Source organism: uncultured Campylobacter sp. (assembly GCF_938030785.1).
Lineage (GTDB): Bacteria > Campylobacterota > Campylobacteria > Campylobacterales > Campylobacteraceae > Campylobacter_B.
This window is the reverse complement of sequence record NZ_CALHIK010000165.1, coordinates 1-2,532: the sequence shown is the minus strand read 5'-3', so window position 1 is coordinate 2,532 and position 2,532 is coordinate 1. Positions and strand designations below refer to the sequence as shown.

The window sequence follows — 2,532 nt, the reverse complement described above, 5'->3', positions numbered from 1 at the left end:
GCTGGCTCGTGCAGCGCGGTATCGTCGTCATACCAAAGAGCGTAAGCAAAGAGCGCATGGCGGAAAATTTCAATATATTTGACTTCTCGCTAAGCGAGGCGGATATGCAAACGATCGCAGGGCTAGACGATGGTGCGAGCCTATTTTTCGATCACGGAGATCCGCAGATAGTAAAGATGTTAAATAATTTATCGCGATAAGGGGGCTTGCGAAATTTTAGGCGAGCGGTAGAAAAAATTTTAAAATACAAAAGGAAAGAAGATGAATATAGAAATTTTATTAGAGAAAGTGGCTTTAAAAGAGCTAGTCGATACCTTTTCAAATTTGGCCGACGAAAAGCGCGTAAGCGAGCAAATGGCGCTATTTACGCCGGATGCCGAGGTTATCACCTATATCGGCGGTAAGCTTTTTGCCCATGCAAAAGGCACCGGCGAGATAGAAAAGGTCTTTAGCGACTATCTCGCAAATTTTCATACCGTTTATCATCTAAACGGCCAACATACGGCTCAAATTTTAGGAGATAAGGCAGAGGGGATAAACTACTGCCAAGTCACGCTAATGGGCGAGCAAGATGACGCCGAGATGATCAACGTCTACGGCGTGAGATATGAGGATAGCTACGTAAAATTTGGCGGAAAATGGCAAATAAAAAAGAGAGTGGCAAATTTTATGACGTGCGATAGTAGGAAAATTTAGGAACAAAGCAAAATAGGCAAATTTTAGCAGACGAAGGAGATAAAAAAGATGCGAATTTTGGTTTTAGGCGGTACGGGCAGTCTTGGCAGCTACGTTATAGAGGCGCTTTTAAAAGATGAAAACGCTAGCTTGCGCCTTTATGGCAGAAAACCTGCGAAATTAGAAAAATACAAAAGCAATCATGTAGAGGTCATAAAGGGCGACGTGCTAGATGAAGCGGCGTTAAAAGAAGCGCTCAAGGGAGTGGACGGCGTCTATGCAGGGCTTGCCGGCTCGCTAGAGCCTATGGCAAATACGCTAGTTAAAGCGATGAGCGAAACGGGTGTAAAAAGGCTTGTGTGGATCACCTCCTACGGCATTTATGACGGCGAAGTGCCTAGCGGACACCGCGCACCGAGTTCTTACGCAAATTCGGCAGCTATCATTGAGAATTCAAGCCTTAACTATACGCTCATACGTCCGCAGTGGTTTAGTGGCGCGGACGAGATAAACTATGAGATCACGAGTTGGAACAAAAAAGAGAAATTTAAAAACGAAGATGCGCAAATTTCACGTAAATCTATAGCTGATTTAGTAAGGCGATGTTTTTACGAAAATTTAGGCCAGAGGGATAGCCTGGGCATAAATAGGCCTGCTTCACGGTAAATTTAAGGAAATTTGATGCGAAAAGCCTCGATGCTTTTAGTATATTTTTGATATTTTTGAAGGCAATTGGATGAACGACGAAGAGCAAATTTTACAAAATTATAAAAATTTTTACGCATATAAGATCGCTGGTGATACGGCTGGGCTAGATAAAATTTTAGCTCTGGACTTTACTCTCACGCATATGACGGGCTATGTGCAAAGTAAAGCGGAGTGGTGTGAGCAGATAAAAAGCGGACAGATGAAATACTATGGATACGAGATAGATGATGTAAAGATCGGCATTCAAGGAGATAGTGCAACGCTGATCGGACGCAGTAAAACCGACGCTCGTATCTACGGCGCGCGCCATACGTAGAATTTAGAACTTGCTATGCCGATGATAAAGCTAGAGGACAGATGGATCATTCAAAAAGCGGTTGCGAAAAGTTATTGAATTTAAAATTTTAAAAAGAACGTTGCGAAAAATAAGCAAAGAGTAAATCATACAAAACGCTCAAATTTTAGTTAGAAAAGACGGGCTCGCAGTTTATGATAAGGCGAACGATAAAATTTTTGCAGGCAGGCTGCCTAAATCACGCTGCTTTTTGCTGCGACGCCTTATGCAAATGTAGCGGCTGCGCTGGTGCATTTTCCACGCGGAGTACGCACGGCGTGGCACACGCATCCCGTGGGCCAAAATTTAATCGTAACGCAGGGTAAAATTTACACCGGCACGGCGGACGGAATCTTACAAATCGCTCGCCCGGGCGACGTAGTGCTTTGTCCGCCGGGCATCAAGCACTGGCACGGAGCCGGACTGCACGAAGACGGCGAGCACATCGCGGTAACCTTTGAAAAAGACGGCAAAAACGTAACGTGGCTGGAGCATGTAAGCGAAGACGAATATAAAAGCCTCATCGAAAAAGCGAGCGCAAAGGATTCGGGGTAGTATCCTCCGGTAGAATTTGCGACAGTCGCCAGGCAAATTTTGCGTGCCGCTGCGTATTTAAATTTGCCCCTCGATACTAAGTAGATCGCCGAAAATTTCTTTGCAATACTGAATGAAGCGTTTGGGAATTTTAACGCCGCGAATATCCACGGTGATGACGCTGTCTTGGATCTCAAAAACGATAAGCTCGCTAGTGATTTTCACAGCCTTGCAGCCGTTATAGCATACATCGCCATTGCACTCTGCGTATAAGCCGTTAT

The 2,532-nt window shown here is 44.6% G+C and carries 4 protein-coding genes and 2 pseudogenes; 5 read left to right on the top strand and 1 reads right to left on the bottom strand.

The features are described 5' to 3' along the window. From Q0438_RS09765 to Q0438_RS09745, 5 genes and pseudogenes are all read left to right on the top strand, one after another. Positions 1-200, top strand: a pseudogene (locus tag Q0438_RS09765) (aldo/keto reductase); the annotation flags it as partial. Positions 201-261: 61 nt separating this feature from the next. Continuing rightward, positions 262-696, top strand: coding sequence for a nuclear transport factor 2 family protein (locus tag Q0438_RS09760; protein ID WP_103611077.1), 435 nt, complete (start codon positions 262-264; stop codon positions 694-696). A gap of 48 nt (positions 697-744) precedes the next feature. After that, positions 745-1,341, top strand: coding sequence for an NAD(P)H-binding protein (locus tag Q0438_RS09755; RefSeq protein WP_299190488.1), 597 nt, complete (start codon positions 745-747; stop codon positions 1,339-1,341). Positions 1,342-1,411: 70 nt separating this feature from the next. Continuing rightward, entirely contained in the window at positions 1,412-1,699 is a 288-nt protein-coding gene (locus Q0438_RS09750) for a nuclear transport factor 2 family protein (protein ID WP_299190486.1), read from the top strand. A 267-nt stretch (positions 1,700-1,966) separates the two neighbouring features. Next, entirely contained in the window at positions 1,967-2,272 is a 306-nt protein-coding gene (locus tag Q0438_RS09745; RefSeq protein WP_299190484.1) for a cupin domain-containing protein, read from the top strand. 57 nt (positions 2,273-2,329) lie between these two features. Here the strand turns inward: Q0438_RS09745 and Q0438_RS09740 are convergent. Beyond that, positions 2,330-2,532: pseudogene (locus Q0438_RS09740) on the bottom strand (hypothetical protein); the annotation flags it as partial.